Genomic DNA, 26,228 nt, shown 5'->3' with positions numbered 1-26,228 from the left:
CAAGGGAAAGCAGGGTCACGCCGGGATCCCCCCGGCGAAATCGGTGCGGGCCCGCTCGACATGGGCGGTCGCCACGGCAGGGGATTCGGTGTTGCGGGCCGCGCGCTCGGCGGCGTCGCGCAGGCGCTTGGCGGCGGAGATGCGAGCCAGGACCGGTTGCGCCTCGACCAGCGCTTCGAGGGCCTGCCGCGCCGCCTCGTCCCAGGGCAGTTCCGCGTGGCGCCGCGCCGGGGTGGCCTCCACCGTGTCCATGTCGCGGGCGAGCGGCAGGATGTGGAAGAGGGTGTCGAACAGGGCGTTGCAGACCTCTTGGACGAGGTAGGTCGCGCCGGCGTAGCCCATGAACGGCGTGCCGGTGTGCCGCCGGATGATGGCGCCGGGGAACGAGGCGGGGACGTAGGTCGCCCGCGCGCCGCACTCGGCGAGGTACATCCGCTCGTTGAACGAACCGAACAGGACCAGGGGCGGCCTGGCGGCGATGGCGGCCCGCACGGCCGCGTTGTCGGGCTTCTGGCCGGCCGAGCGGCCGAAGGCGAAATGGCAGGGCAGCCCCATCTCGTCTTCGAGGAAGTGGCGCAGGCCGCGGGCGTAGGTCTCGGTGGCGACGATGCCGAAGCTCGCCGTTCCGAAGAAGTCCTGGGTCACCGACCGCCAGAGATCCCAGACCGGCTTGATGGTCGTGTGCCGCTCCCGCTCGATGAACGGCTCGGGATCCAGGCCCAGGATCTCACCGAGCGAGCGCAGGAACTTGGTCGTCGACAGGATGCCGATCGGCGCCTGCAGGTAGGGCCGCTCCAGATCCTCGCAGAGGAGCCGGCCGAACTCCCGGTACAGGCAGATATTCGCGTCGGCGTTGACCAGCTTCGGCACGTCGGCGAGGTGCGACCCGAGCGGGAAGGTCAGGTTCACCTCGGCGCCGATCCCCTCGACCAGCCGGCGGACCTCCGCGAGATCGGACGGCATGTTGAAGGTGCCGTAGGCCGGGCCGATCAGGTTCACCCGCGGCCTCTCGCCGGGCTTGCGCTCGGGCCGGGCCGGGATGCCCTTCTTGGCGAACTTCTTGGCGCCGTATTCCTGCCAGAGCCAGCGCATTGCCCGGTCGGCCGCCTGCCACTGGTCCTCGTCGATGGTGCGCGGCAGGAAACGCTGGAGGCCGGTGCCCTCCGGCGTCACGCCGCCGCCGATCATCTCGGCGATGGATCCGGTGACCACCACGCTGGGCTGGCCGGGATCGAGGGTGGCATGGGCGCGCTTCATGGCGCCCTCGGTCCCGTGCCGGCCGAGTTCCTCCTCGGCGAGGCCGGTGACGACGATCGGGAGCTCGTGCGGCGGCAGCGCGTCGGTGTAGTGCAGCACCGAAGTGACCGGCAGGTTCTCGCAGCCCACGGGGCCGTCGATGACGACCTGCAGGCCCTTGACCGCGGTGAAGACGTAGACCGCGCCCCAGTAGCCGCCGGCCCTGTCGTGATCGAGGATCAGCATCACGCCATCTCCCCGATCGGCTTCTTCGGGCCCTCGATCTTCGGGCCCTGGCGGCGCTGCGGCACCTCCTGCCAGACGCCGGCGGCATGACCGGTGCCGACACCTTCGAAGAAGGCGCGCATCGCGGCGAACCGCGCCTTGTTGCCCATCGCCGCGTTGATCACGGTCGCGAGCGAGCCGGCGCCGGCCGCGCCCATCAGGGGGCGCGCCGAGATCAGGTTGGTGAAGTACAGCGCCGGGGTGCCGCGCTCCTTGGCCCGCTGCACGACGGGGGTCGTGCCGATGGCGAGGTCCGGCTTCAGCGACTCGAAAGCGTAGAGGTCGTCCTCCAGGGAAGCCCGGTAGCGCACCTGGGTGCCGCGGGCCTCGAGCCAGTCGCGGTCGGCCTCGGACCAGGTCGTGCGCGGGCAGGCGGTGCCCACGTAGGGAACCTCGGCGCCGCTCTCGACGAGGAGTCGCGCCACGAGGAGTTCCGACCCCTCGTAGCCGGAGAGCGTGATCCGGCCCTTGATCGGCATGGCGCCGAGCGCCCCACGGATGCCCGGCAGGATCCGGTTCTTGGCCGCCTCGACGGTGGCGCGGGCGACACCGCAGGCCTCGCCGATCCGGTCGAGCCAGTCGGCGGTGCCGTCGACGCCGACCGGGGCGGAGCCGACGATGGGCCGGCCGGCAGCCTCGAACTCACGGATGGAGGCGGTGTAGAACGGGTGGATCGCGGCCACGGCGGCACAATCGAGCGCGCTGTAGAGTTCGCGCCACTCGCGCGTCGGCACCACCGGGCCGGCCGCGAGGCCGAGCGGCTCCAGCAACGCGCCGATCACCACGGGATCGGCCGGGAAGATCTCGCCGAGGAGCGCGATGCTCGGGCGCTCGGAACGTCCGCCGCGGGGGGCGGCGACCGGACCCCGCTCGACCTCCGAACGGGCGACCTTCAGCATGGCGCCCGCCAGCACGTCCTTGGCCTCGGCGTGGGTCGGAACCCCGAAGCCCGGCACGTCGATGCCGATCACGCGGACGCCGTCGATCTCCTTCGGGAGCAGACGCAGCGGCACGCCGGAGGCGGTCGGCACGCAGAGGTTGATGACGACGACGGCGTCGTAATCCTCGGTCCGTGCGGTGGCGTGGACCGCCTCGCGGATGTCCTCGAACAGCTTGCCGGTGACGAGCGTCTCCGAGTTGAACGGCACGTAGCCGACGCTGCGCCGCGCACCGTAGAAGTGGGACGTGAAGGTCAGGCCGTAAACGCAGCAGGCCGAGCCTGACAGGATGGTGGCGGTGCGGCGCATCCGCAGACCGACCCGGAGCGAACCGAAGGCCGGACACATGCTCTGGGGCTGGTCGTGCGGCCCCTGCGGATAATCGCTCCGCAGCTGCGCCAGGGTCTCCGACATGCCGGCCGCTTCGGCTGCCGCCCGCATCGCGTCGCCGCCGGCGTGGCAACCGACCCCGTCGCCCCGGGTGGCGGCGAGGTCAACATTTGCGGGCGCCTTGCGGGCCCGCAGATCGGCGATGTCGAGGGAGACGGCCATGCGCGTCAGACCTCGTCGTAGACGACTTCGAGGGACGGCTTGGACACGTGGGCGACGCCGCACATGTCCTCGTGGCTCGCCGGGACCAAGACCACGTCGCGGCCGGTGACGTCGCTGGAGAACAGGCCGAGCAGCCCGTCCTGCGTCAGCGGCGTCGGCCGATGCGGTGCCGCGTCGGCGACGTTGGCGGCCAGATCCGAGAACAGGCTGCCCCAGCGGCTCTCCGGTCGGCCGATGATCTCGTAGTTGGCGCTCTTGCGGCGGATGTCGTCGTCTGCCGGGATCGAGGCCAGGACCGGGATGCCGGCGGCGTCCGCGAAGGCCTGGGCCTCGCCGGTGCCGTCATCCTTGTTGATCACCAGACCGCCGACGCCGACATTGCCGCCGAGCTTGCGGAAATACTCCACCGCCGAGCAGACGTTATTGGCGACGTAGAGCGATTGCAGGTCGTTCGAGCCGACGACGATGACCTTCTGGCACATGTCCCGGGCGATCGGCAGGCCGAAGCCGCCGCAGACCACGTCGCCCAGGAAATCGAGCAGGACGAAGTCGAAGCCCCAGTCGTGGAAGCCGAGCTTCTCCAGCAGTTCGAAGCCGTGGATGATGCCGCGGCCGCCGCAGCCGCGGCCGACCTCGGGACCGCCCAGCTCCATGGCGTAGACGCCGTCGCGCTTGAAGCAGACGTCGCCGATGGCCACAGCCTCGCCGGCGAGCTTCTTCTTGGTCGAAGTCTCGATGATCGTCGGGCAGGCTTTGCCGCCGAACAGGAGCGAGGTCGTGTCGCTCTTCGGATCACAGCCGATCAGCAGGACCTTCTTGCCCTGTTGAGCCATCATGTAGCTGAGATTGGCCAGCGTGAACGACTTGCCGATGCCGCCCTTGCCGTAGATCGCGATGATCTGCGTCTCTTTCTTGGCCGGCGCGGTAACGACCGGATCCGGCTCGACCGCCGCCTCGGCGCGAAGCTGCGCGGCTTGGGACAGGGCGGCCTTGTTCAGTTGAACATTCACGCGGCGTTCCTCCAGTCGAGGATCATCTTCAGGCAGGACGGATCGGCGAATGCCGTGCGATAGGCGTCCTGTGCCTGGTTCGCCGGAACACGGTGCGTGATCAGCCCGTCGAGGGAGAGCCGGCCGCTCTCGATCAGCATCGTGACGGCCGCCGTGTCTTCCGGCCGGAACTCGGCGGAGATCCGGATCCTGGCCTCCCGCATGAAGGCCGGGGGGAAGGCAAAGCTGAGCGGGGCCTCGTAGAACCCGGCCAAGACGATCTCGCCGCCCGGCGCCAGGTGCGCGATCAGGTCGTCGAGGCCGGCGGCATTCCCGCTGACATCGGTGATCGTCGTGTAGTCGCGCCGCGGGTCCGCCTGCGGCGCGAGGATCGTGTAGCCGTGGTCGCCCGTCGCGCGGATAGGATCGGTCTCCCAGATCGTCGGCTCGGCACCGGCCGCCAGCGTCAGGCGCGCCAGAAGCCGCCCGAGGACACCGTGTCCGACGATCAAGGGTTTGGCGCCGGGCCAGATGCCACCGAGCGCGCGGTAGGCCGTCGCCGCGAGAGCCAGGAGGCAGGCACGTTCGCCGAGAGCCGGATCCACCGGAACCAGTCGCTCGATTGGCGCGACGAGATGCGAGGCGGCGCCCCCGAAGAGGCCGCGAACGGAACCGAAGCAGCGCGCTCCCGGAACGTAGACGCTCTGCCCGACCCGGATCGAAGCACCTGGCTTCACGTCGACGACGGTGCCGACGGATTCGTAGCCGGGCACGAGCGGGTACCCCATCCCGGGGAACGACGGCATGCGGCCCGACCAGAGCAGGCGCTCCGTGCCGGTGCTGATACCGCTCCAGGACACGGCCACGACGGCATCGGCTTCACCGGCCGGAGTCAGCGGCAACCGCTGAATAGCAAGATGCTCCGGTTTTTCAAGGATGATGGCGAGCGCGTCCATGGCTGGAATCATCCGCCTGTGTTTGGCCGACTCTCTGGAGAGGGAGTCGCTTTGTGTCATCCTAGATAGACATACTTCAGCGTCAAGTCACACTTACACTTGGGCGTCTGATTTTTGGGCGCGGAGCACGCGAGTGAGCAGCGGCCGGCGGGTCGGAAGCTCCTGCACGTGCGCGAATCCCGCGCTCCGGAGCATCGCGCGGAGCTCCGCAGCGCGGCGCGGACGGCCGGAGCCCATCGCCAGCAGGTAAAAGCCGAAATACGCATCCCCGACCGGTTCGGCGCCGGGCGTGCCGGCCATCGGCTCCGCGAGGAGGAGCGTCCCACCGGGTGGCAAGGCGGCGCAGACGGCCGTGAGCAGCGCCAGGGCCGGTGCGTCGTCGTGGTCGTGAACGATCCGGACGAGGGAAACGGTATCGGCGCCGGCGGGCAGCGCGGCGTGGAAATCACCGCCGCGGCACGCGATTCGCGCGCCGAGCCCGACCCGCACGAGCCGGTCCGCGGCCCTATCGGCGACCGCCGGCAGATCGAAGAGGGTCAGCCTCGGTCCCGCATGCCGGCGAGCGACCGCCTCCAGGAAGGCTCCCTCTCCGCCGCCCACGTCCATGAGGTGCCCGGCCTGCGAAAGGTCGCAGGCGTCCAGCACGTCTTCGGCGATCAGCGCCTGCGAAGCGCCCATCAGGCCGCCATAGGGCGCGACCGTTCGTGCATCGCTCGCCGCGCCGTGCGCATAGGGCCAGTAGCCCGCCAACCGGGTCGGCTGGGCCGCGTCGCGCAGGAGTGCCACCGGATCCGCCAGATCGGCGTAGAGGAGCGCGTGGTGCTCGATCATCGCGGCGACGCCGGGATTGCCGACGAGCGCGGCGCCGAGATCGGCCAGCCCGTACCGGTCGCCGGATAGCGCCCGCAGCAATCCCAGCGACTCGGCGGCGCCGAGCAGGCGGCGCGCGTTCTCCGGCGGAAGCTCAAGCCGTCGCGCCAGCGCGTCGACGGACAGCGGTCCGCCGGCCAGGATCGAGAAAAGGTCCAGGCGGACGCAGGCGGTGAGGACCTGGGTGTAGACGAACCCCGCGCAGAGATCGAACAGCGCTCGGGTGTTCCGGCGCGCGATGCCGCGGGTCAGCGGGAAGCCCGCCGCCCAGCGCTGGAAGCGGGGGCTGGCGACGAGGCGGTTGCGCCACGCGAGCCATCGGTCGGTCCAGCCGCGCGGAACCGGTGGCACCGGCGGCACCGCGCCGGTGCCGGGAAGGGAGCCCGCGCTCAGGCCACCACCGCGCGCAGGCTCGCGGGCAGGAAGAGCCGCGCCTGCGCCTCAATCTCCGCGGTCAGTCCGGCCGCCCCGGGGCAAGCCGGGATCGACGCCACGGCCTCCCGGGTCAGGCGCGACAGGCGCGCCATCGCCCCGTCGGTGCCGAGCAGCGCGGCAGCGTTGGGCCGGCCCAGAGTGGCGTCGCGCCCGGCGGGCTTCCCGATCTCCTCCTGGCGGCAGGCCACGTCGCGCAGGTCGTCGGCCACTTGGTAGGCCTCGCCGAGGCACTCGCCCAGGCGGCGCCAGGGCTCCGGTTCGGCACCGGCGGCCGCCGCGCCCGCCACCGTAGCGGCTGCGAACAGGGCCCCCGTCTTGGCCTGCTGGTAATCGCTCAGGCTGATATGCGCCTCCGATTCCCAGGCCTGTCCCGCCGCGATGCCGGATGGGGAGCCGGCGGCGCGTCCGAGCAGACCGACGAGGCGGACGAGCCGCCCAGGGCGCCGGCCGGCTGCGCGGGCCACCGTCTCGAAGGCGAGGACGATGAGCGCGTCGCCGGTCAGCACGGCGATCGGCTTGCCGAAAGCCACGTGGACGGCGGGCTTCTGCCGGCGCATCGGCGCGTCGTCGAAGCAGGGCAGGTCGTCGTGGACCAGGGAGGCGCAGTGCAGGAGTTCGATCGCCGCCGCGGCGGCTTCGGAACCTGCGGGATCGTCGTCCCCGCAGGCCCGCGCCACCGAGAGGCAGAGGCGTGGGCGGATGCGGTGGCCGCCCGGGAAGACCGCATAGCGCAGGGCTTCGGCCAGGAGGGGGGGCGCACCGGGCGCCTCGGCGTAAGCGACGGCGCGATCCAGCGCCGTCTCGATTCGGCGACCCGGCTCCATGCGTTGCCCCCGTGTTGTGTGCGGTTGTCAGCAACAAGTGTCATTTCTTATTGACACTTTCGCGACCGCAGATCAATCCGGCTTCAGGGTCGAAGCGTGAGGCAAGCGTGGCGCAAGAGCGCGTCGTCGTAATCGGTGCCGGTATCGGCGGCCTCGCCGCGGCCCTCCGGCTGGCCGATGCCGGCCTCGACACGATCGTCGTCGAGAAGGCGCCGCATCCGGGCGGGAAGATGCGCAGCATCCCTGCGGGAGGCCGCATGATCGAGGCCGGCCCCACCGTCTTCACCATGCGGTGGGTCTTCGAGGAGCTGTTCGCCGAATGCGGCGCGCGATTCGCCGAGCGGGTCGCCCTCGCGCCGGCCAGTCTGCTGGCCCGACACGCCTGGAGCCGCGACGAGCGGCTCGACCTCTTCGCCGACATCGAGGCGTCGGCGGCGGCCATCGCGGATTTCGCCGGTCCCCGGGAGGCCGAGGGGTACCGGCGCTTCTGCGCGCGGTCGGCCGAGGTCTACCGGACGCTCGAGGGACCGTTCATCCGCGAGGGGCGGACCAGCCCGGCCGGCCTCGCGCAGCGGGTCGGGCTGTCGGGCCTCGGCGACCTCTGGCGGATCCAGCCCTTCGCCACCCTGTGGTCCGCCCTCGGGACCTTCTTCCGCGATCCGCGGCTGCAGCAGCTGTTCGGCCGCTACGCGACCTATTGCGGCGCATCGCCGTTCACGGCGCCGGCGACGCTGATGCTGGTCGCCCACGTGGAGCAGGCAGGGGTCTGGACGGTCGCGGATGGGCTCAGCGGGCTGGCGCGGGCGGTGGCTGACCTCGCCGCCGAGCGCGGCGCCGCGTTCCGCTACGGCGCGCAGGTCGAGCGCATCCTCACCGAGCGCGGCCGCGTCGCCGGCGTGGTGCTGGCCGACGGCGAGCGGATCGCGGCGGACCGCGTCGTCTGCAACGCCGACTGCGCCGCGCTGGGCGCGGGCCTCCTCGGACCGGAGACCGCCGCCGCTGGCGAGCGCCTGGCCCCCACCGACCGCTCGCTCTCGGCCGTGACCCTGTGCGCCGCTGCGACGACGCGGGGCTTTCCGTTGTCCCACCACACGGTCTTCTTCTCCCAAGACTACCGTGCGGAGTTCGACGCGATCCTGCGGGCGCGCCGCCTACCCGCGGATCCCACCGTCTACGTATGCGCTCAGGACCGGATCGAGGGGCACACCATGCCCGACGGGCCCGAGCGCCTTCTGATGCTGGTCAACGCCCCGGCGGACGGCCGGGACCACCCGCCCTCACCGACGGAGATCGAGACATGCGCGAGGAACCTGTTCCGCCGGCTGGGGGCCTGCGGCTTGAGCCTGGACATGGCCTCGCCGGCGGTGACGACGACGCCGCGGGACTTCAACGCGCTGTTTCCCGGGACGGGGGGAGCCCTGTACGGGCGGGCAGCCCAGGGCTGGGCGGCGACCTTCAAGCGCGCCGGAGCGCGGACGGCGGTGCCGGGCCTCTATCTGGCGGGGGGTTCGGTGCATCCCGGCCCGGGCGTGCCGATGGCGGCGCAGTCGGGCCGGCTAGCGGCGGCGGCGATCCTGGACGACCGCGCTTCGACGGCCCGGTCGCGCGGAATGGCTACGCGTGGTGGTACGTCGATGCGGTGAGCGACGACGGCCGCCAGGGCCTCACCATCATCGCGTTCATCGGCAGCGTGTTCTCACCCTATTACGGCTGGAGCATCGACAAGGACCCGTTCGCCCACTGCGCGATGAACGTGGTGCTGTACGGCAGCCCAAGCCGCTTCGCCATGACGGAGCGCGGCGCCGCCAGCCTGTCGCGCAGCGCCGACCACATCGCCATCGGCCCGAGCGCCATGCACTGGGACGGCACCGCGCTGACGGTCCGGATCGACGAGCGCGGCGCGCCGGTGCCGCACCGGATCCGCGGCACGGTGCGGCTGGAGCCCCGGGGCTTCACAGGCGGCCCGTTCCACCTCGACCGGGCCGGCCGCCACCGCTGGTGGCCGATGGCGCCCTCCTCGCGAGTGGAGGTGGCCTTCGACCAGCCGGATCTGCGCTGGCGCGGCAGCGGCTACTTCGACACGAACGACGGCGACGAGCCGCTCGCCGCCGCCTTCTCCCGCTGGACGTGGTGCCGGGCCGATCTGCCGGACGGCGCCGCGATCCTGTACGACGTCCAGCACCGGGAGGGCGGCGGCCAAAACCTGTCGCTCCGGTTCTCCGCCGATGGAAGCCGTCGCGAAATCCGGCCACCCGCCGCCGCGCCGCTGCCGGCGACGTCGTTCTGGCGCATGGCCCGCGAAACCCGCAGCGACGACGGCCGCGCCCGCGTACTGGCCACCTACGAGGACACGCCCTTCTACGCCCGGTCGCTGCTGGCCTCGACGCTGTGCGGCGAACCGGTGCGGGCGATGCACGAGAGCCTCTCGCTCGACCGGTTCCGCAACCCGCTGGTGCAGCTGATGCTGCCCTTCCGGATGCCGCGGCCGATGGCCTGACCGGGGGCGACCGGTACAGCCTCTCGGCGCCGCCGCGCGAGGCGCCGCAAGAAGCTCCTTTGCGCCGCATGCCGGCCCGGGTTGAAGGGGTCCCGGCCTGAACGTCGGGACGTCCAGTACCCTGCGGACGGCGAGGCTTTTCCGAGGGGGCGCGCTCACGCTCGTCCGTTCCGGACGGTGAAACGCCGAGACGCATCGCGCGGCGCCTCGGCTATCCAACCGGTTTGCCGCTCGGACCGGCTTGTGCGAGACGGCTGCGGCTGCGATCCTCGCGCCGTCAACCGAGGCGGTCTGAACCGATGCGCGTGGACGAGCCGGCCCCCGCCTCCCGCGTCCTGATCTACAGCCACGACACCTTCGGGCTCGGCCATTTGCGCCGCTCGCGGGCCATCGCCAACGCCATCGTCGGCGGTGACCGCGGCGCGCGGGCGATGATCGTCTCGGGATCGCCGGTGATCGACCGCTTCGCCTTCGCGGCCGGCGTGCGCACGGTCCGGTTGCCGCCGGTGACGAAGTTCCCCGACGGCAACTATGCCAGCCTCGATCCCGCGGTCCCCCTCGCCCGGACCGTGGCACAGCGCTCGGCCGCCATCGCTCGAACCTGCGCGGCCTTCCAGCCCGACCTGATCCTCGTCGACAAGGAGCCCGCCGGGTTCCAGGGCGAGCTGATGCCTGTGTTGGACAGCGCAGCCGCCCGCGGGATCCGGCTGGTGCTCGGCCTGCGCGACGTGCTGGACGACGCCGACCGCCTCGTGCCCGAATGGGAGCGCAAGGGCGCGATCGAGACGATGGCGCGATTCTACGACGAGATCTGGGTTTACGGCCTGAGCCGCATCCACGCGCCCTTGGCCGCCCTGCCGATGGATCCCGAGACGGCCGCCCGGATCGATGCGCGGTTGACCTACACGGGCTATCTCCGCAGGGAGCTGCCGGACCGCCGGGCCGGGCGCGAGGAGCCCGCCATGGCCGACGGGCCGTTCATCCTCGTGACGCCGGGCGGCGGCGGCGACGGGGCCGCGCTCATCGACTGGGTGATCGCCGCCTACGAGGCCGATCCCGGGATCCCGTTGCCGGCGCTGATCGCGTTCGGACCCTTCCTCGACGCCGCCACCCGGGACGGCTTCGCGACGCGCATCCGCGGGCTCGCCGGCCGGATCGCCGCCATCACCTTCGACAGCGAGATCGAGTTCCTGATGCGCAAGGCGGCCGGCGTCGTGGCGATGGGCGGCTACAACACCTTCTGCGAGATCCTGTCCTTCGACCGCCGCGCCATCCTCGTGCCGCGGACCGAGCCGCGCCGGGAGCAGGCGATCCGGGCCCTCGCGGCGGAGCGGCTCGGCCTCGTGCGGGTGCTGCTGGAGGAGGACGGCCGCGCGCCGGAGCGCATGGCCGCGGCCCTGCGCGCCCTGCCGGACCAGACCGAGCCGTCGCGCGTCTTGGTCCCGGGCCTGCTCGACGGGCTCGAGGCCGTGGCGCGCCGGGTGCGGGCACTCGCCCGCGCAGGGGACGGGCAGCAAGCCCTGCGGGCGATCTCGTGACGACCGGCCGGATCGCCGTGGTGCTGAAGGGGTATCCGCGGCTCTCGGAAACCTTCATCGCCCAGGAGATCCTGGCGCTGGAGCAGCGCGGTCTGCCGCTGGAGATCTGGTCGCTGCGCCAGCCCACCGACCGGGCGCGACACCCGATGCATGGGCAGATCTCAGCCCCGGTGGCCTACCTGCCGGAATACCTCCGCGCGGCGCCGCTGCGGGTGCTGCGCGGTCTCGGCGCCGCCCTGCGGCGACGCCGGCTGCCGGCGCTGCTGGCGCTCTTCGCCCGCGACCTGCGGCGCGACCCCTCGGCCTCCCGCCTGCGCCGGCTGGGGCAGGCGCTGGTGCTGGCCCGCGAGCTGCCCGGAGCGGTCACCCACATCCACGTCCACTTCCTCCACACCCCGGCCAGCGTCGCCCGCTACGCCGCCCTGCTGACGGGGCGCGGCTGGAGCTTCTCGGCCCACGCCAAGGACATCTGGACGACCCCGGACTGGGACCTCGCCGAGAAGCTGCGCGACGCCGCCTGGGGGGTCACCTGCACCCGTGACGGCCTCGCCCGCCTCGAAAGCCTCGCCCCGGGAAAAACGCTCCTCGCCTATCACGGCCTCGACCTCGGCCGCTTCCCGGCTCCCCCCGCGCGGCATGACGGGCGCGACGGAACCGATCCCGAAGCCCCTCTCCGTCTGCTCTGCGTCGGCCGGCTCGTCGCCAAGAAGGGGCACGACGACCTGATCGAAGCCCTCGCCGCGCTGCCCGCCGGGCTGCACTGGCGCCTGGACCTGATCGGCGGGGGCGAATTGCGGGAGGCCCTCCAAGGGCACGTGCGCGCCCGGGGCTTGGCCGACCGGGTCGCGTTCCGCGGGGCGCTTTCGCAACCCGAGGTCGTGGCGGCGATGCGCGCCGCGGACCTGTTCGTCCTGCCGACCAAGCCGGCCCCGGGCGGCGACCGGGACGGGTTGCCGAACGTGCTGATGGAGGCCGCGAGTCAGACGCTGCCGATCCTGGCGACCGCCTTCGCGGGCACGCCCGAATTCATCCGCGACGGTCTCCACGGGATTCTCGTGCCGCCCGGCGATCCGGCGGCGCTGGCCGGCGCCGTGCTACGCCTCGCCGGCGATCCGGATCTGCGGCACCGGATCGGCGACGCGGCGCGGGGGCGGCTCGTGCGCGAGTTCTCGGCCGAGGCCGCCGTGACGCTGATCGCGGCACGGCTGCGCGCCTCGGCGGGATTGCCGGGCGCCGCCGAGCCGGGCGAGACGGAGCTGACCGCGTGCGCGTCCTGATCGCGGTCACGCATCTCCTCGGGGCCGGACACCTCACCCGGGCAGCCGCATTGGCACGCGCCTTCGCGGAGGCCGGCCACGAAGCCGCGCTGGTCTCCGGCGGCGTACCGGCCCCGCTGGTGCGGCTCCACTGCGTCCGCCTCGTCCAGCTGCCGCCGCTGCGGATCGCCGGGACGGACTTCGCCACGCTGCTCGGATCGGATGGCCGCCCCGCCGACGCGGACCTGCTGGCGCGACGCCGGACGCTGATGGTCGAGGCGGATGCGGCCTTCGCGCCGGACGCGGTGGTGACCGAACTCTTCCCCTTCGGACGCCGGGCCCTCGCGGCCGAGTTCCTGGCCCTGGTGGAGGCCGCCCGGGCGCGCCGGCCGCGCCCGCTCGTCCTCGCCTCCGTGCGCGACATCCTCGTCGCCTCGACGAAGCCCGAGCGGATCGCGCAGGCCCATGCCCGCGTGGCGGCGCTCTACGACGCCGTGCTGGTGCACGGCGATCCGGCCCTCGCGCCGCTGGACGCGTCCTGGCCCCTTGATCCGGCCACGGCCAGCAAGCTCACCTACACCGGCTACGTGGACGAGGGCGCGCCCCCGGCCCCGGCCGCCGCCCGCGCGGGCGTGGTGGTGGCGGCCGGGTCCGGTCCGGCCGGGCTGATCCTGCTGCGCGCCGCTGCCGAGGCGGCGCGGCGGCGGCCGGAACTCGGCTGGCGTATCCTGGCGGGTCACGGCGTGCCGGAGGCGGCACTGACCGCGATGGCGCGCGACCTTCCGGACGGGACCGTTTCCCGCGCGCGGCCGGACTACCGCGACCTGCTGGTCGAAGCCGCGCTTTCCGTGAGCCAGTGCGGATACAACACCGCCACGGATCTCCTCGCCACCGGGACGCCGGCGGTTCTCGTGCCCTTCGAGGCCGGGGGCGAGACCGAGCAGCGGCTGCGTGCCGAGCGCCTCGCGGCGCGCGGCCTCGCCCGGGTCCTGCCGGAGGCGGCGTTGAGCGCCGAATCGCTCCTGCACGCCGTGGACGCGCAGCGCGCCGCGCCCCTCCCCGGCCGCCACGGCATCGACCTCGGCGGGGCCCGGCGCACGGTGGCGATCGTCGAGGAACTGCGCGCCGGGCGGGGATCGGTCCGCCACCCGCCGCGGACGCCGCGCCGGGGCCGCGATGCACTCCGTTCCGCGCTCGATACCGCTGCCGACCGCGGCCGGTCCGTGCCGTTCTTCTGGCGCGACGACGACGCGGTCACGGCGACCCCCGCCCTCGACCGACTGATCGCCCTCGCCGCGCGGCACGCCACTCCGCTGCTGCTGGCCGCGATCCCGAACGGGCTGGCGCCCGTCCTCGGGCTTCGGCTCGAGGAGGCCGGGCACGTGAGCGTCGCGATCCACGGGCTGGCACACCGCAACCACGCGCCCCCCGGTGAGAAGCCCGCCGAGTTCGGCGCCCACCGGCCGCTCGACGCTCTGCGCGCCGACGCCGCCACGGGGCTGCGGATCGCCCGCGACCGCCTGCCGAAGGCGTCGGTCCTGCCGGTCTTCGTGCCGCCCTGGAACCGCTTGGCGCCGGATTTCGCGGCCGCCCTGTCGGATCTCGGGTATCGCGGGCTCTCGGCGGTGCCCGGACCCGACGTGCCGGGCCTGCGCCGGCTTGACGCCACCCTGGATCCCATCGATTGGCGCGGCACGCGTTCCCTGGGAAACCCGGACGCGCTGCTCCGCGATCTCGCAGCCGCGGTCGCGGAGGGACGGACGGTCGGCCTCCTGACCCACCACCTCGTCCACGACGCCGCGATCTGGTCCTTCGTGGAAGAGCTGATCCCGGTGCTGGTCAAGCATCCGGCGGTACAGGTCGTGGATTTTCGACACCTGTTCGATCAGGTCACGGTGGACTCCGATGCGGGGCCTTCTAAGTCTCGGGTTGCCCGGATCGCGAGGACTGGTTGAGCCCACTTCTGTCCATCCGCGACCTTGCGGTCGCCTTCCGCACGGAGAGCGGACCGTTCGAGGCCCTGCACGGTCTGTCCCTCGACGTACCGCGCGGTCGGACCCTGGCGCTCGTCGGTGAATCGGGATCGGGCAAGTCGGTGACCGCGCAGGCGATCCTGCGGATCCTACCGCCGTCGGCCGCCATCACCCGGGGCCAGATCCTGTTCCGCGACGGATCGTCGGAGACCGACATCGCGCGGCTCCCCGCCGAGGGGCCGGCGATGCGGGCGGTCCGCGGGCAGCGCATCGCGATGATCTTCCAGGAGCCGATGACCTGCCTGTCGCCCCTCCACACGATCGGCGACCAGATCGGCGAGGCCCTGCGCATCCACACGGGCGCGGACCGCAAGGAGGCCGACGCGCGGACTGAGGAGTCGCTCGCCCGCGTCGGCTTCCCGGATCCCCACCGGGCGCTCCGGACCTACCCGTTCGAGCTCTCGGGGGGGCTGCGCCAGCGCGCCATGATCGCCATGGCGCTGATCCTGAAGCCCGCCCTGCTGGTTGCCGACGAGCCGACCACCGCGCTGGACGTCACCACCCAGGCGCAGATCCTCGCCCTCCTGGCCCGTCTCCAGGAGGAGACCGGCATGGCGATCCTGCTGATCACCCACGACCTCGGCGTCGTGGCCAACATCGCCCACGACGTGGCGGTGATGTATCGCGGCCGCCTCGTGGAGGCCGGTCCCCGGGATACGGTCATGCGCACCCCGGGCCACGCCTATCTGCGGGCCCTGCTCCACGCGGTGCCGCGGTTCGACATGGCGCCCGGCGAGCGGCTCACGCCCATCCGGCCGGCCCGGGCCGAGATTCCGCCCGGGCAGGCGCGTCCGCCGCTCGCCGGTCCGGTGCTCGAGGTCGAGGGGGTGAGCAAGACCTTCACGCTGCGCGCCGGCCGCCTGTGGCAGAAGCCGCGGCTGGTCCACGCCGTCGCGGACGTGTCCCTGAGCCTCAAGGCCGGAGAGACGCTGGGCCTCGTCGGCGAGTCGGGCTCGGGCAAGACCACCGTCTCGAAGATGATCATGCGGGCGCTGGCGCCGGATTCGGGCCGGATTTTGTTCGACGACGGCAGCGGTCCGCGCGACGTCCACACCTTGAGCGGTGACGCCCTGTTCGCCTTCCGGCGCAACGTCCAGTTCGTGTTCCAGGACCCCTACGCGTCCCTCGATCCGCGGATGACGGTGCGCCAGATCCTGTCCGAGCCGATGGAGATTCACGGCGTCCCCGCGCCGGAGCGGCGGCAGCGCTGCCGCGACCTGATGGCGATGGTCGGCCTGGAGCCGGGCGGCCTCGGTCGCTACCCGCACGCCTTCTCGGGCGGCCAGCGCCAGCGCATCGGCATCGCCCGGGCGCTTGCCGCCAAGCCGCGCCTGCTGGTGCTGGACGAGCCGGTCTCGGCCCTCGACGTGTCGGTGCAGGCGCAGATCCTGAATCTGCTCAAGGACCTCCAGGCGGCCCTGGGCCTCTCCTACCTCATCGTCTCCCACAACCTCGCGGTGATCGACTACATGGCGGATACGATCAGCGTGATGTGCCGGGGCCGGATCGTCGAGGAGGCTCCCCGCGCTGCCCTGTTCCGCCGCCCGGTCCACCCCTACACGCGGGCGCTCCTCGCCGCGGTGCCGGATCCGAGCCTCGACCACCCCCTCGACTTCGCCGCGGTGACGGCGGAGCAGAACGATCCGACCCGCTGGGCGGAGCCGTACCGGCTGGGGCCCGACGAGGCCGGCACCATGCGGGCGATCGAGGCCGGGCACCGGGTGCGCTTCGGCGGCGCGCAGGCCGCGGAGGCCGCGTGATGCAGCAGCGCCCGCCCGTATTGCTGGAGCGTCTTCGGCGCCGGGTCCTGTCGCCGCTGTTCGACCGGCTGGGCTACGACCTCGTCCCGGCGGCGCCGGACTGGAGCCATCGGCCGACCTCCGCGCACGAGGTGGCGACGCTTCTCGGAGCCGCGGCGGCGATCCTGGAGCGCGACCTCGCTGCCGCCGGCCTGGAGCCGGACGGCGACGTCCTGGAGCAGGTCCAAACGTTCTGGACGCTGATTCCGACGGCGCCGGTCCGGCAGCGCCGGGGCGGCAGCGGCTTCAACGGCGCGCTGCAGCTCTACGTGGCGATGCGGGCTCTGAAGCCGGACTTCGTGGTCGAATCGGGTGTGTTCCGCGGGCTGACCACGTGGGTGATCCGGCAGGCGCGGCCCCAGGCCGAGATCTTCTGCCACGATCCCGACCTGTCGGGGCTGCAGTACCGCGACGTCCGGGCCCGCTACAGCACCGCCGACTGGTCGACGGCGGACTGGTCCCGGCTCGATCCGGCGCGGACGGTGGCGTTCTTCGACGATCACGTCGCGCAGGGCCGGCGGGTCGTGGAGGCGCAGGCCCGCGGCGTCACCCGGCTGCTGTTCGACGACGACGCGGCCGGCCACCGGATCCACGCCCATGGCGGCCCGGCCCATCCGACCATCGCGATGATCACCGGACCCGAGCGCAGCCGGGAGCCGATCCGCTGGATCCGCAACGGCCGCCTCTTCGAGCAGCCGGCCGAGGACGCCCTCCTGCGCGAGGCAGCCGGTCTGATCGGGCGCTCCCACGCCTTCGACGACCTGCACCGGGCCACCGGGTACTCGCCGGCGCGCCTGACCTCCGTGACGCTGCGGGGTGGGCCATGAGCGGATCGGACGCGCGGATGCTCCCTCCCCTCTCTCCAGGTGAAAGCGGTCTGAGACGGGCGTCGCCGGACGAGCAGAACCGTGCAGAACGGGGGTGCGTTCGCCATGACGGGAGCGCCTCCTTCGGAAGCCACGCTTCCGTCATCGCCCCCCTCACGGCGCAGGGGCAGCCCTTCCCCGCAGGGGGGGAAGGGAGAGAAGCGGATGAGGCGATTCCGCTCGACCGGAAGGAACCCCTACATTTGCAGCCTCGAACAGCGGAGCGGGCGAGCGGCGTCTCTCGCCGTGCCCTGCTGGGCGGAGCCGGTGCCGCCCTGCTCTGGCCGCGCGGCAGCCGGGCCGATGCCGACGTCCCCGCCCCTCCCACCGCCCCCTTCGTCGCCGATCTCCCGGCCCGCGGGCGGAAGATCGGCGCGACCGGCGGGACGATCCGCACGCTGATCGCCAAGGCGCGGGACGTCCGCTACCTCTCGGTCTACGGCTACACCCGCCTCGTCGGCTACGATTCCGACCTGACCCTGCGGCCCGACGTGCTGGAGCGCGTCGACGTCGAGGGCGGCCGGTTCACCTTCACGCTGCGGGACGGCCACCGCTGGTCGGACGGGCACCCGTTCACCACGGAGGACTTCCGCTACTTCTGGGAGGATGTGGCCAACGAGAAGGCGTTGAGCCCGGAGGGGCCGCCGGCCTTCTTCCTCGTAGATGGAAAGCCGCCGCAGGTCGAGTTCCTCGATCCGCGCACGGTCCGCTACAGCTGGGACCGGCCGAATCCGATGTTCCTGCCGGCGCTCGCCGCCCCGCGCGACCCGCTGATCTACCGCCCGTCGCACTATCTCAAGCCCTTCCACGCCCGCTACGTCGGCAAGGACGCGGCGGATGCGAAGGCCAAGGCGCTGAAGCTGCGCGGCTGGCCGGCGATGCACAACCGCCTCGACGACAATTACGAGCTGAACAACCCGGATTGCCCGACCCTACAGGCCTGGGTACCCCGCACCCGGTCGCCCGCCACGCGCTTCCGCTTCGAGCGCAACCGCAGCTACCATCGCGTCGACACGGCCGGCACGCAGCTCCCCTACGTCGACTCCATCGTGATGGACGTGGCCTCGCAGGGCCTGCTCGTCGCCAAGACCAACGCGGGCGAGGCGGACCTGATGTTCCGCGGCCTGTCGATGCTCGACATCCCGAGTCTGAAGGAGGGCGAGAAGGCGCACCGGTACCGCACCAACCTGTGGCCCGTGGCCCGCGGCTCGGAGATCGCCCTCTACCCGAACCTGACCACCCTCGACCCGGTGCTGCGCGCCCTCAACCGCGACGTCCGCTACCGCCGCGCCCTGTCGCTCGCCATCGACCGGCGGACGCTCAACAACACGCTCTTGTTCGGCCTGGGCACCGAGGGCAACGACACGATCGTGCCCGAGAGCCCCTTGTTCTCGCCGGAGCTCAGGACGCTCCACGCCACCTACGAGCCCGCGCAGGCCGCGCGCCTCCTCGACGCGGTGGGGCTGGACCGCCGCGACGGCTCGGGCACGCGCCTCATGGCCGATGGGCGGCCGCTCGAGATCGTCGTGGAGAGCGACGGCGAGGCCGAGATGGTCCTCGACGCGCTCCTGCTCATCACCGAGTTCTGGCGTGAGGTCGGCATCCGCCTCATCACCAAGCCGCAGGAGCGCACGAACCTGCGCCGCCGCTCCGTGGGCGGCCTCACCGTCATGGTCGCCGCCCAGGGACTCGACCTCGCGGTGCCGACCGCGATCATGCCGCCGACGGAGCTGAGCCCGGCCCAGGCCGAGCATTATTCCTGGCCGCTCTGGAGCCTGAACGTCGAGAGCCACGGCAAGAGCGGTCAGCCCTGCGACGTGGCGGAGGTGCGACAGCTCCTCGACCTCGACCGCCGATGGCGCGACACGGACGATGCGGGGACGCAGGCCTCGATCTGGCGCGCGATGTTGGCGAACCACGCGGAGAACACCTGGGTGATCGGCACCGTGGCGGGCGCGCTGCAGCCGGTGGTCGGCGCCGACCGCCTGATCAACCTGCCCAAGCGCGCCCTGTATTCCTGGGAGCCCAACGCGATGATCGGCGTGCAGCGCCTCGACGAGATGTTCTTCGACAGCGGCGCCGACACGCGCGCGGAGGCCCGGTGATCGGCCAGATCCTCCGCCGCGTCGTGACCATGGCGCTGACGCTCCTCGTCATCTCGGCGCTGGTGTTCGTCATCATCAAGCTGCCGCCCGGCGACTACCTGACCAACCGGATCATGGAGCTTCGCGCCACCGGCGACGCGAGCTCGGTCGCGAAGGCCGAGCTTCTGATCCGGCAATACGGCCTCGACCGGCCGGTCTGGCAGCAATATCTCATGTGGATCGGCGTCATGCCCGGCGCCGCGGGCTTCTCGGGCCTGCTCCAGGGCGATTGGGGCTGGTCGTTCGAGTACGACAAGCCGGTATCCGAGGTCGTGGGCGACGCCCTCTGGCTGACGCTGCTGATCAACCTGACGGCCGTCATCTTCGTCCACCTCGTGGCGATCCCGGCGGCGATCTACTCCGCAACCCATCGGCACACCGTTGGGGACGCGGTCGTGACGCTCCTGGGCTATTTCGGGCTCGCCGTGCCGGGTTTTCTGCTGGCGCTGATCCTGCTGTTCTACGCCAACCGCCTGTTCGGCCTGTCAATCGGCGGCCTCTACGATTCGGCGCTGACCAACCAGCCCTGGACCTGGGAGAAGGTCCGCTCCCTCCTGGCGCACCTGATCGTGCCCACCCTCGTGATCGGGCTCGGTGGGACCGCGGCGATGATCCGGCGCATGCGCGCCAACCTGCTCGACGAGCTCGCCAAGCCCTACACGGTCACGGCCCGGGCCAAGGGGCTGCCGCCCCTCAAGGCGCTGCTGAAATATCCGTTCCGGATGTCGCTCAACCCGTTCGTGGCGGATATCGGCAACCTGCTGCCGCACCTCGTGTCGGGTTCGGTGCTGGTCTCCCTGGTGCTCAGCCTGCCGACCGTGGGTCCGCTGCTCCTCGACGCCCTGCGCAGCCAGGACCAGTTCATGGCCGGCTTCATCCTGATGTTCGTGGCCGGCCTGACGCTGGTCGGCATGCTGATCTCGGATCTGACCCTGGTCTGGCTCGACCCGCGCATCCGCATGGGCCTGCGATGAGCGACGGGACCGCCGCCGGCCACTACGTCGATCCGGCGCCCTTCGAGCCGGAGGCGCGGGGCGAGAGCCCGGTCGGCTCCGCCTCGGCCTGGCGGCTGATCCTGCGCAAGTTCCTGCGCCACCGCATCGCCGTCGGCTCGGCGCTGATCCTGCTCGCGCTCTACGCCACGGTGCCGTTCGTGGAGATGCTCGCCCCCTACGGCCAGGCGCGGCGCAACGGCGACTTCCTGTACGCCCCGCCCCAGGGAGTCCACCTGTTCCACGAGGGGCGGTTGGTCGGCCCGTTCGTCTACCCGTACCGGGCCCATCTCGACCTCGATACCTTCCGCCGGAACTACGTGGTGGACGGAGCGGCTCCCCAGCCGCTGCGTTTCCTCTGCCGGGGCGACGGCTACGACTGGCTGGGGCTGATCCACACCGACCTGCACCTCGTCTGCCCACCGGAGAACGGCACCCTGTTCCTGCTCGGCACCGACAAGCTGGGCCGCGACCTGTTCTCGCGCATCATCTACGGGGCGCGAATCTCCCTGACGATCGGCCTCGTGGGCGTGGCGATCTCCTTCGCCCTCGGGCTCTTCTTCGGCGGGATCGCCGGCTATTTCGGCGGGCTCGTGGATGCCGGCGTGCAGCGGCTGATCGAGGTGGTGCGCTCCCTGCCGGAGCTGCCGCTCTGGCTCGCCCTGTCGGCGGCGCTGCCGCCGAACTGGAGCCCGCTGCTGATCTTCTTCGGCATCACGGTGATCCTCGGCCTGCTCGACTGGCCCGGCCTCGCCCGTGCCGTGCGCGGCAAGCTGCTGGCCCTGCGCGAGGAGGATTTCGTGCAGGCCGCCGAGCTGATGGGCGCCTCGCCCACAAGGGTGATCGGCCGCCACCTGATTCCCAACTTCATGAGCCACCTGATCGCCTCGGCGACCCTGTCGATCCCCACCATGATCCTCGGCGAGACCGCCCTGTCGTTCCTCGGCCTGGGCCTGCGGCCTCCGGTGACGAGTTGGGGCGTCCTCCTGAACGAGTCTCAGAACCTCGCGGCGGTGCAGCTATACCCGTGGCTGCTGCTGCCGGTGCTGCCGGTTCTCGTGACCGTGCTGGCCTTCAACTTCATGGGCGACGGCCTTCGGGACGCAGCCGATCCGTATCACTGACCCCGGGGCCGAAGCGGACGGGTGGGGCGGGGATCCGGCGTCCCGGTCAAACCGCCGGACGATGGTCCGCCAGTCCGGGGCGGTGACGACGCGAACCGCCGGGCGCCGTCACGCGCCTATCCCGCCAGAGGCAGCGGCGCGATCCGGGCCGGCGCGGCAACGCTCTTGCGCTCCGCCAGGCCGGGGGCGGGCACCGGCGCGTTGATGGTGCAGACCACCCCGGTCGGCTCGTAGGACAGGCAAACGTCGCCGGCGAGTTCGCGGGCGAGGCTGCGCTCGATCAGGCGCGATCCGAACCCCGTGCGGGTCGGCTTCTTCACCGGCGGGCCGCCGCTCTCGGCCCAGCGCAGGAACAGCTGTGTCTCCGCCTCGCGCCGCACCGTCCAGGAGATCTCGACGCAGCCGCCCTCCTTCGAGAGCGCGCCGTACTTCACCGCGTTGGTGCCGAGTTCGTGCAGGGCCATGGCGATCGAGAGGGCGAGCCGCGGCGGCAGGCGCAGGGCCGGCCCGACCACTTTGAAGCGGGAGGCCCGGCCATCGGCGGATTCGAGCGGCCGGATCGCGTCCGCCACCACGGCCGACAGCTCCGCGCCCTCCCAGCTCTCCCGGGTCAGCACGTCGTGGACGCGCGCGAGCGCCAACAGCCGCGCCTCGAAGGCGGCCCGGGCCGCATCGGCCTCGGCGCCTTCCAGTCCGCGCAGGGACTGTGCGGCGATCGACTGCACGGTGGCGAGGGTGTTCTTCACCCGGTGATTCAGTTCGTGGATCAGGAGCAGCAGGTGCTCCTCGGCGTTCTTCGCCTCCGAGATGTCGATGTTGCAGCCGGTGTAGCCGAGGAAATTCTGGTCGTCGTCGAGCCGCGGCACGCCCTCACACTGAAGCCAGCGCACCACCCCGTCCTTGTCGATCACCCGAACCTCGAGGCGGAACGGACTGCGCGCGTCGAAGGCCTCCGCAAAGGCCGCGCGGAACGAGTCCAGGTCGTCGGGATGGACGATGCGGTGCCAGCCGGCGTCGGCGAACTCCGAGGCCGGCATCCCGAAGAGGTGCTCGAAATGGAGGTTCGCGAAACTGACCGCGCCGGTCTCGTCGGTCATCCAGATCAGCGCCGGTGCCGAATCAGCCATGTGGCGGAAGCGCGCCTCGCTCTCGCTGAGCGCGGTCAGGCCCCGGCGCGTGTCGGCCAGGGCCCGGTCGCGCTCCTCCTCCCGGGTGCGCAGCCGCAGCGACGCGTCCGACAGGACCGAGCCGAGCCGCTCGATCTCGTGCACCGGCGACGATACCCGCGGGATGGCCTCGCCACGCGCCAGAGCCGGCCCCGAGGCGGCCAGCAGACGGAGCGGGCGCGAGACCCGGGACCAGAGGTTCACCGCCAAGACCGACGAGGTCGCCAGCACGAGCAGGCCGAAGCCCGCAAAGGCCCAGATCCAGCGCCGCACGCGCGCGTCCACGAGGGCCTGGGGGATGCTGGTGGCGACCATCCAGCCCGTGAGCCGGGAGCGCGCCTCGATGACCACGACCGGCTTGTGCTGCCGGTCCTGGCCCTCCCAGACGCCGGGCGTCGCCGTCTGGACCTGCCGGAGGCTGGCGAGGCGCGGGCGCCCGATCACGGCCTCGGGATCCGGCAGGCGCGCCAGCACGGTGCCGGCCCGATCGGTGATTCCCGTGGTCCAGCCCGGCACGACCTCGCGGGACAGGATGCCCTGCAGGCGGGCGAGCGGAACCGTGAAGCTCAGGATGTAGGCGGCCTCGCCGTCCATCATCACCGGAACGCCGACCGAGTAGGTCGCCTCGGCGGGAGTCGGCCCCGGCACGTAGCCGCTGACCATGGCGCGCTGGGTGCCCCGGGCCAGTTCCTGGTCGAAGGGCAGCGTCATCACCGGCAGCGGCGCGCCGCGGGGAACGCCGGTGTTGACAACCTCCTGGCCGTTGGGCCGGCGCAGCAGCACATCGAGGTCGATCGATTCCCGCACGAGGCGGGCCTGCCCGTCGAAGGCCTCGAAGTCGCCCTGGCGGATCCGGGGCGAGGTGGCGAGCGTCTGCAGCACCGACACGAGCCCCGCGGTGTCGCGATCCAGCGACAGGCCGATCCCGCGGACGTTCTCGCGCGCGTCCTGCTCGAAGCGCGAGCGCTCGGCGGAAGCGTAGCGCATCAGCAGGATGCTGGTGAACAGGAGCCCGGGGCCGATGAGCGCGACCACGAGCGCGATCAGGTAGACCTGCGTGGAGAAGCCGTTGCTCCTGAAGCGGTTGATCCGCCGCGCCAGCCAGGTGCGGCGCGCGGGAATCACCGCGGGAACGCCGCCCTTCCTGTGGTGATCCGGACTCAAGCGGCGCCCCTCCCCGGCCCACGGATATCCGCGGGCGCCTGGCTGTTGCCTCGCCTCATGGCCGGTCGATATGGCCGAGATCGCGCCCCGGGTCGAGGCGATCGCGCACGCGCTGCTTGAGCGCCTTCACGTCGGGGAAGCCGCCGTCGCGCACCCGCTCCCACACGACGTGGCCGTTCATCTCGATGCGGAAGGCACCACCGGATGCGGGAACCAGGGCCACTTCGCCGAGATCGTCGCGGAAGGTCGAGAGCAGTTCCTGCGCCATCCAGGCGGAGCGCAAGAGCCAGTTGCACTGGGTGCAGTAGGTGATCGCCACGCGCGGCCGCTCCGCCCGCGCTGCGCCCTCTGCCGTCACGTCGCTGCCGGGCATCGCGCCCGCTGGCCCCTCGTGCATGCCCGCAACAGCGCACCGGGCCGGCGACGTTGTCAACCGTGGACCGGCGGCTGGCCGCAGGATCGCGCCTCGGTTTGCACCTGTGGATTGCTCCGGAGCCGGCTCGCGGTCGGTGCTGCGCTGAGTCGGAACTGGGACCCGTTTTCCTGGACGTGCCCCGGACTACGGCGCGTGGAGGGACACGCGCCGCCGGCGGCCCATGCGGCGGGCCCGGGTTGCCGTGCGGAGCCGGGAACAGGCCGGGGCAGCGGTGCCGTGCCCGGTTTTCGGCCTCACGCCACCGAAGGTGGCGCGCCGTGCTTGACGTCCTGGGCCGCCGCGCCCTAGAAGGCCCGCCACCGGGTCGCCACGCTTCGAAGCGCAGGCGGGCGCCGGGCGTACGCTTCACGCGACACGCCGGTACGGACGGTTAGCACAGCGGTAGTGCGTTCCCTTCACACGGGAAAGGTCGCAGGTTCGATCCCTGCACCGTCCACCATCCCCCTCCCCCCGAAAATCGGACCCGCGCGTCGGTTTGCCACCGGATAGACGCGTGCTAAGGGCGCACGATCGGCGAACACATAAGCTTGGATCCGGGCCGAACCCGGGTCGCGGCGACCGGTAGGGGAAGGGCGGAAACAGCCATGAAGGATATCCTCGACAAGCTCGCGGACCGCCGGGCGCAGGCCCGGCTCGGCGGCGGTGAGAAGCGCGTCGAGGCGCAGCACAAGCGCGGCAAGCTCACGGCGCGGGAGCGCATCGAACTCCTCCTCGACCACGGGTCGTTCGAGGAATTCGACATGTTCGTGCAGCATCGCTCCACCGATTTCGGCATGGAGAAGCAGAAGATCCCCGGCGACGGCGTGGTCACCGGCTGGGGCACGATCAACGGCCGCACGGTGTTCCTGTTCTCCAAGGACTTCACGGTGTTCGGCGGCTCCCTCTCGGAGGCGCACGCCCAGAAGATCGTGAAGGTGCAGGACATGGCGCTGAAGATGCGCGCCCCGATCATCGGCATCTTCGATGCCGGCGGCGCGCGGATCCAGGAGGGGGTGGCCGCGCTCGGCGGCTACGGCGAGGTGTTCCGCCGCAACGTCATGGCCTCGGGCGTAATCCCGCAGATCTCGGTCATCATGGGACCGTGCGCGGGCGGCGACGTCTACTCCCCCGCCATGACCGACTTCATCTTCATGGTCCGCGACACGAGCTACATGTTCGTCACCGGGCCGGATGTGGTGAAGACGGTCACCAACGAGGTCGTGACCGCCGAGGAACTCGGCGGCGCCAAAGTCCACACCAGCAAGTCGTCGATCGCCGACGGCTCCTTCGAGAACGACGTGGAGGCGATCCTCCAGATCCGTCGCCTGCTCGACTTCCTGCCGGCCAACAACACCGACGGCGTTCCGGAACTGGAGAGCTTCGACGACGTCAACCGCCTCGACGCCTCCCTCGACACGCTGATCCCCGACAATCCGAACAAGCCCTACCACATGGGCGAACTGATCCGCCGCGTGGTCGACGAGGGCGACTTCTTCGAGATCCAGGCGGCTTACGCGCGCAACATCATCACGGGCTTCGGCCGGATCGAGGGGCGCACGGTCGGCTTCGTGGCCAACCAGCCGCTGGTTCTGGCCGGCGTGCTCGACTCGGATGCCTCGCGCAAGGCCGCGCGCTTCGTGCGCTACTGCGACGCCTTCGGCATCCCGATCGTGACCCTGGTGGACGTGCCGGGCTTCCTGCCGGGCACGGCGCAGGAATATGGCGGGCTGATCAAGCACGGCGCGAAGCTGCTGTTCGCGTACTCGCAGGCGACGGTGCCGCTGGTCACGATCATCACCCGCAAGGCCTTCGGCGGCGCCTACGACGTGATGGCGTCCAAGCACGTCGGCGCGGACGTGAACTACGCGTGGCCGACCGCCCAGATCGCCGTGATGGGTGCCAAGGGTGCGGTGGAGATCATCTTCCGCAGCGAACTCGGCGATCCCGACAAGATCGCGGCCCGCACCGGCGAGTACGAGGACCGGTTCCTGTCGCCGTTCGTGGCGGCCGAGCGCGGCTACATCGACGAGGTGATCATGCCGCACTCGACCCGCCGCCGGATCGCCCGGGCCCTGGGCATGCTCCGCACCAAGAAGATGGAGCAGCCCTGGAAGAAGCACGACAACATCCCGCTCTGAGGCGGGCGGCA

At 71.8% G+C, this 26,228-nt stretch carries 19 protein-coding genes and 1 tRNA gene; 12 read left to right on the top strand and 8 right to left on the bottom strand.

Going from position 1 to position 26,228, the window contains the following annotated elements; genetic code table 11:
• Positions 1-15 precede the first annotated feature (15 nt).
• The 6 genes from bchZ to MKK82_RS22325 all read right to left on the bottom strand — a co-directional run bounded on the left by bchZ (position 16) and on the right by MKK82_RS22325 (position 7,085).
• The gene (bchZ, locus tag MKK82_RS22350; protein WP_238285629.1) at positions 16-1,482 is read right to left on the bottom strand and encodes a chlorophyllide a reductase subunit Z; all 1,467 of its coding nucleotides are present in this window, start codon (positions 1,480-1,482) and stop codon (positions 16-18) included.
• A complete protein-coding gene (gene bchY, locus MKK82_RS22345; protein ID WP_238285630.1) occupies positions 1,482-3,011 on the bottom strand; it encodes a chlorophyllide a reductase subunit Y in 1,530 nt (509 codons plus the stop codon). The genes bchZ and bchY overlap by 1 nt, the downstream gene beginning before the upstream one ends.
• Positions 3,012-3,016: 5 nt before the next feature.
• On the bottom strand, positions 3,017-4,021 hold the full coding sequence (locus MKK82_RS22340; RefSeq protein ID WP_243986889.1) for a chlorophyllide a reductase iron protein subunit X: 1,005 nt from the start codon (positions 4,019-4,021) through the stop codon (positions 3,017-3,019).
• Positions 4,018-4,956, bottom strand: a complete 939-nt coding sequence (bchC, locus tag MKK82_RS22335) for a chlorophyll synthesis pathway protein BchC (protein WP_243986888.1) — start codon at positions 4,954-4,956, stop codon at positions 4,018-4,020. The genes MKK82_RS22340 and bchC overlap by 4 nt, the downstream gene beginning before the upstream one ends.
• A gap of 93 nt (positions 4,957-5,049) precedes the next feature.
• Positions 5,050-6,177, bottom strand: a complete 1,128-nt coding sequence (locus MKK82_RS22330; protein ID WP_238285634.1) for an acetylserotonin O-methyltransferase — start codon at positions 6,175-6,177, stop codon at positions 5,050-5,052.
• A 38-nt stretch (positions 6,178-6,215) separates the two neighbouring features.
• The gene (locus tag MKK82_RS22325) at positions 6,216-7,085 is read right to left on the bottom strand and encodes a polyprenyl synthetase family protein (protein WP_243986887.1); all 870 of its coding nucleotides are present in this window, start codon (positions 7,083-7,085) and stop codon (positions 6,216-6,218) included.
• 107 nt (positions 7,086-7,192) lie between these two features.
• On the opposite strand from MKK82_RS22325, the gene crtD reads away from it, so the two are divergent.
• The 10 genes from crtD (at position 7,193) to MKK82_RS22275 (ending at position 21,334) form a co-directional block, all read left to right on the top strand.
• A complete protein-coding gene (gene crtD / locus MKK82_RS22320; RefSeq protein ID WP_238285636.1) occupies positions 7,193-8,728 on the top strand; it encodes a 1-hydroxycarotenoid 3,4-desaturase CrtD in 1,536 nt (511 codons plus the stop codon).
• Positions 8,725-9,582: a carotenoid 1,2-hydratase gene (locus MKK82_RS22315; protein WP_238285637.1), complete on the top strand. Its 858-nt coding sequence runs from the start codon at positions 8,725-8,727 to the stop codon at positions 9,580-9,582. Before crtD ends, MKK82_RS22315 begins: the two co-directional genes overlap by 4 nt.
• 299 nt (positions 9,583-9,881) lie before the next feature.
• A complete protein-coding gene (locus MKK82_RS22310; protein ID WP_243986885.1) occupies positions 9,882-11,120 on the top strand; it encodes a glycosyltransferase family protein in 1,239 nt (412 codons plus the stop codon).
• Positions 11,117-12,397 carry a glycosyltransferase family 4 protein gene (locus MKK82_RS22305; RefSeq protein ID WP_238285639.1) on the top strand — a complete coding sequence of 427 codons (1,281 nt, stop codon included), beginning with the start codon at positions 11,117-11,119 and terminating at the stop codon, positions 12,395-12,397. Before MKK82_RS22310 ends, MKK82_RS22305 begins: the two co-directional genes overlap by 4 nt.
• The gene (locus MKK82_RS22300) at positions 12,385-14,331 is read left to right on the top strand and encodes a glycosyltransferase (RefSeq protein ID WP_243986883.1); all 1,947 of its coding nucleotides are present in this window, start codon (positions 12,385-12,387) and stop codon (positions 14,329-14,331) included. The genes MKK82_RS22305 and MKK82_RS22300 overlap by 13 nt, the downstream gene beginning before the upstream one ends.
• Positions 14,328-16,169 (top strand): ABC transporter ATP-binding protein, encoded by a 1,842-nt coding sequence (locus MKK82_RS22295; protein ID WP_238285641.1) that lies wholly within the window; start codon positions 14,328-14,330, stop codon positions 16,167-16,169. Before MKK82_RS22300 ends, MKK82_RS22295 begins: the two co-directional genes overlap by 4 nt.
• Positions 16,169-17,035 carry a hypothetical protein gene (locus tag MKK82_RS22290; RefSeq protein ID WP_238285642.1) on the top strand — a complete coding sequence of 289 codons (867 nt, stop codon included), beginning with the start codon at positions 16,169-16,171 and terminating at the stop codon, positions 17,033-17,035. The genes MKK82_RS22295 and MKK82_RS22290 overlap by 1 nt, the downstream gene beginning before the upstream one ends.
• A 242-nt stretch (positions 17,036-17,277) precedes the next feature.
• Positions 17,278-19,179 carry an ABC transporter substrate-binding protein gene (locus MKK82_RS22285; protein ID WP_238285643.1) on the top strand — a complete coding sequence of 634 codons (1,902 nt, stop codon included), beginning with the start codon at positions 17,278-17,280 and terminating at the stop codon, positions 19,177-19,179.
• A complete protein-coding gene (locus MKK82_RS22280) occupies positions 19,176-20,192 on the top strand; it encodes an ABC transporter permease (protein ID WP_238285644.1) in 1,017 nt (338 codons plus the stop codon). The genes MKK82_RS22285 and MKK82_RS22280 overlap by 4 nt, the downstream gene beginning before the upstream one ends.
• Positions 20,189-21,334: an ABC transporter permease gene (locus tag MKK82_RS22275; RefSeq protein ID WP_238285646.1), complete on the top strand. Its 1,146-nt coding sequence runs from the start codon at positions 20,189-20,191 to the stop codon at positions 21,332-21,334. The genes MKK82_RS22280 and MKK82_RS22275 overlap by 4 nt, the downstream gene beginning before the upstream one ends.
• A 116-nt stretch (positions 21,335-21,450) precedes the next feature.
• Here MKK82_RS22275 and MKK82_RS22270 read toward each other — a convergent pair whose 3' ends face one another.
• Both MKK82_RS22270 and MKK82_RS22265 read right to left on the bottom strand, forming a co-directional pair.
• Positions 21,451-23,664 (bottom strand): sensor histidine kinase, encoded by a 2,214-nt coding sequence (locus tag MKK82_RS22270; protein WP_238285647.1) that lies wholly within the window; start codon positions 23,662-23,664, stop codon positions 21,451-21,453.
• 55 nt (positions 23,665-23,719) lie between these two features.
• On the bottom strand, positions 23,720-24,061 hold the full coding sequence (locus MKK82_RS22265) for a SelT/SelW/SelH family protein (protein WP_409566831.1): 342 nt from the start codon (positions 24,059-24,061) through the stop codon (positions 23,720-23,722).
• 403 nt (positions 24,062-24,464) lie between these two features.
• Here MKK82_RS22265 and MKK82_RS22260 point away from each other — a divergent pair.
• Together MKK82_RS22260 and MKK82_RS22255 are read left to right on the top strand one after the other, a co-directional pair.
• Positions 24,465-24,539: transfer RNA gene (locus MKK82_RS22260), tRNA-Val, on the top strand.
• A 145-nt stretch (positions 24,540-24,684) separates the two neighbouring features.
• Entirely contained in the window at positions 24,685-26,217 is a 1,533-nt protein-coding gene (locus tag MKK82_RS22255; protein ID WP_243986881.1) for an acyl-CoA carboxylase subunit beta, read from the top strand.
• The last annotated feature ends 11 nt before the right edge of the window (positions 26,218-26,228 follow it).

Source organism: Methylobacterium sp. E-046 (assembly GCF_022829625.1).
Lineage (GTDB): Bacteria > Pseudomonadota > Alphaproteobacteria > Rhizobiales > Beijerinckiaceae > Methylobacterium > Methylobacterium longum.
The sequence above is the reverse complement of the archived record's forward strand: the minus strand, read 5'-3'. Positions and strand labels throughout refer to the sequence as shown.

Bases quoted from the DNA above. Each gene is read 5' to 3' on its own strand.
- bchY (WP_238285630.1), bottom strand. From the start codon at position 3,011: ATGGCCGTCTCCCTCGACATCGCCGATCTGCGGGCCCGCAAGGCGCCC.
- MKK82_RS22255 (WP_243986881.1), top strand. From the start codon at position 24,685: ATGAAGGATATCCTCGACAAGCTCGCGGACCGCCGGGCGCAGGCCCGG.
- bchC (WP_243986888.1), bottom strand. From the start codon at position 4,956: ATGGACGCGCTCGCCATCATCCTTGAAAAACCGGAGCATCTTGCTATT.
- bchZ (WP_238285629.1), bottom strand. From the start codon at position 1,482: ATGCTGATCCTCGATCACGACAGGGCCGGCGGCTACTGGGGCGCGGTC.
- MKK82_RS22265 (WP_409566831.1), bottom strand. From the start codon at position 24,061: ATGCACGAGGGGCCAGCGGGCGCGATGCCCGGCAGCGACGTGACGGCA.
- MKK82_RS22325 (WP_243986887.1), bottom strand. From the start codon at position 7,085: ATGGAGCCGGGTCGCCGAATCGAGACGGCGCTGGATCGCGCCGTCGCT.
- MKK82_RS22275 (WP_238285646.1), top strand. From the start codon at position 20,189: ATGAGCGACGGGACCGCCGCCGGCCACTACGTCGATCCGGCGCCCTTC.
- MKK82_RS22290 (WP_238285642.1), top strand. From the start codon at position 16,169: ATGCAGCAGCGCCCGCCCGTATTGCTGGAGCGTCTTCGGCGCCGGGTC.
- MKK82_RS22310 (WP_243986885.1), top strand. From the start codon at position 9,882: ATGCGCGTGGACGAGCCGGCCCCCGCCTCCCGCGTCCTGATCTACAGC.